This is a genomic window from Gemmatimonas sp. (assembly GCF_044345575.1).
GTDB lineage: Bacteria > Gemmatimonadota > Gemmatimonadetes > Gemmatimonadales > Gemmatimonadaceae > Gemmatimonas.
On the sequence record NZ_JBIJAW010000408.1, the window covers coordinates 1 to 2,798 of the forward strand.

The following is a 2,798-nucleotide window of genomic DNA, read 5'->3' on the forward strand; positions in this document are numbered from 1 at the left end:
GATTCCACGTCGACGCGCGCGAGGTCGGGCGTGTAGAGCAGGGCCGCACCGCCGGCGAGCAGGACGATCAGGGCGGCCATGAGGGAACGACGACGCACGAGCACGGGGCCACGGGGAACGAGGGGACGGCACGGTTCCCGATGCGAATGGCTCGTCCACGCCCGTCCGTTCCACCGGCGCGCTGCGGGCCCGGTTCGGATAGATTTCGAGGCTGTACCCGAGGGGTGCCAGGTGGGCGCCCATCACCGTCTCCCGAGTCTTTCCGTGGCCAACATCCTCCAGCGTCTTCCCGTCGGCGAAAAGGTCGGCATCGCCTTCTCCGGCGGCCTCGATACCAGCGCCGCGCTCCACTGGATGCGCGAAAAGGGCGCCGTGCCCTTTGCCTACACCGCCAACCTCGGCCAGCCCGACGAATCGGACTACGAGGAGATCCCGCGCAAGGCGATGGCGTACGGGGCGGAGAAGGCACGGCTCATCGAGTGCCGCTCGCAGCTGGTGGCCGAAGGGCTTGCCGCGCTGCAGTGCGGCGCGTTCCACATCAGCACCGCCGGGCAGACGTACTTCAACACCACGCCGTTGGGTCGCGCGGTGACAGGTACGATGCTCGTGGCCGCGATGCGCGACGATGACGTGAACATCTGGGGCGACGGCAGCACCTTCAAGGGCAACGACATCGAGCGGTTCTACCGCTACGGGTTGCTCACCAATCCGCACCTGCGCGTGTACAAGCCGTGGCTCGACCAGCAGTTCATCGATGAACTCGGTGGCCGCACGGAGATGGCGGAGTACCTCATCAAGAGCGGCTTCGAATACAAGATGAGCGTGGAGAAGGCGTACTCCACCGATTCGAACATTCTTGGCGCCACGCACGAAGCGAAGGACCTCGAGTTCCTCAACAAGGGCATGCACATCGTGCAGCCCATCATGGGCGTGGCGTTCTGGAAGGACGAGGTGAAGATCGAGCGGGAGACCGTGACGATCCGCTTCGAGGAAGGCTATCCCGTGGCGATCAACGGCCAGGAGTTCGCGAGCGCGCTCGATCTCTTCACCGAGGCGAACGTGATCGGCGGTCGCCACGGCCTTGGCATGACCGACCAGATCGAGAACCGCATCATCGAGGCGAAGAGCCGTGGCATCTACGAAGCGCCGGGGCTCGCGCTGCTGTTCATCGCGTACGAGCGCCTGGTGACGGGCATCCACAACGAAGACACCATCGAGCAGTACCGCATCAACGGCCGCAAGCTCGGTCGCCTGTTGTATCAGGGGCGCTGGCTCGACCCGCAGAGCCTCATGCTGCGTGAGAGCGCGCAGCGCTGGGTGGCGCGTGCGGTAACGGGTGAAGTGACCATCGAGCTGCGTCGTGGCAACGACTATAGCATCATGGACACGTCGAGCCCGAACCTCACGTACAAGCCCGAGCGGCTCACGATGGAGAAGGGGCAGGAGTACTTCTCGCCGCTCGATCGCATCGGGCAGCTCACGATGCGCAACCTCGACATCATCGACACGCGCGACAAGCTGGCGATTTACACCAGCACCGGGCTGCTGCAGAGCAACGCAGCGAACGGCGTGCCGCAGCTGCCGGCGGGCGCGGATTGAGGGCTTGATTGAGGGCTTGATGAACAACGGGGCGGTCTCCTGCGGAGACCGCCCCGTTTCGTTTAGGACGCCATGTACGACAGATACGCCCCCTGCGGATCCTGCACGATCATGATCCGTCCGTGCGCGGAGGGGATCGGACCGGCCACCGTCTTGCCGCCATGTTTGGCCCACACGGCGTTGGCCTGATCGAGGTCAGCCACGGCGAAGTACGGCATCCAGTTGGGGGGAATTCCCTCCCACTGCGCGTCCATCTGGAGCACGCCGCACACGGCTTCGCCGCCGTCCTTAGGATGGAGGGTGTGGTACACCACGCCGGGCATGTCCAGCTTGTGCAGGTCGAGATCGAAGACGGCCGCATAGAAGGCGCCGTTCTTGGCGCCGTCGCGGCAGTTCACTTCGCTCCAGCACATCGCCCCGTGCTCACCTTCAACCTGGGCGCCACCGAACGGGTCAGCCTGCCAGAGCCCGAACACGGCGCCGTCCGGATCGATCGCGATGGCCATGTGCCCGTTACCGGGGATGTGCATGGGCGGCACCATCATTGACCCGCCGTGTGCGACGACCCGCGCTGCCGCGGCGGTGATGTCGTCCGTGCCCCAGTACACCGTCCACACGGTGGGCATCTGTTCCTGGCCCGGCATCTTGGGGGCGAGCGCCGCGGTGGCGCGGCCCGCCGGGTTGAACGCCATGGTGTAGTGCCCGAGCGCAGGGCCGCCATCCATGTAGCTCCAGCCGAAGAGCTCTCCGTACTGCGCCTTGGCCGCGGTGAGGTCGGAGGTGGAGAGATCGAACCAGCAGGGGCGGTTTACGAGGGGCGCGTCGATGAGCGGCATGGGAGGGCTGGGTGGGGATGAAGGGTTGGTCTGCTATGGAGTACGGGCGGGGGTGGGCGGTTGCTTCGGATGAGCCCGGTTGGGGCGAGGGGCACGGGGGCGGGATGGCAGGGGGGCGGGATCGCGTGGCCGACTGACGGCATCCCCGTTCAGGGTCCAGGGTGGACCGTTCAGGGTTATGGGTGGGTGTTGCGCCCACTCACAACCCTCCACGCACGACCCCCAACCCTGAACGGGCATGCCGTCAGTCGTTCACCGAGGTGCTGGTCGCGGCCGAGCCGGCCACCCGTGCCCCGCATTCCCAGTTGCGCGATGCCCCACCGGAACGTGTATTCCTCTTCCTTCCTCTCCTCCTCCCGCAGT

At 66.1% G+C, this 2,798-nt stretch carries 2 protein-coding genes; one reads left to right on the forward strand and one right to left on the reverse strand.

Features of this window, described 5'->3' with window-relative positions; translation table 11 throughout:
- Window positions 1-264 precede the first annotated feature (264 nt).
- Window positions 265-1,599 (forward strand): argininosuccinate synthase, encoded by a 1,335-nt coding sequence (gene argG / locus ACIQ6O_RS15910; RefSeq protein WP_396208752.1) that lies wholly within the window; start codon window positions 265-267, stop codon window positions 1,597-1,599.
- Window positions 1,600-1,661: 62 nt separating this feature from the next.
- Here argG and ACIQ6O_RS15915 read toward each other — a convergent pair whose 3' ends face one another.
- Window positions 1,662-2,435 (reverse strand): VOC family protein, encoded by a 774-nt coding sequence (locus ACIQ6O_RS15915; RefSeq protein WP_396208753.1) that lies wholly within the window; start codon window positions 2,433-2,435, stop codon window positions 1,662-1,664.
- Between the last annotated feature and the right edge of the window lie 363 nt (window positions 2,436-2,798).

Coding starts and splice junctions, on each gene's coding strand:
- ACIQ6O_RS15915 (WP_396208753.1), bottom strand. CDS start 2,435: ATGCCGCTCATCGACGCGCCCCTCGTAAACCGCCCCTGCTGGTTCGAT.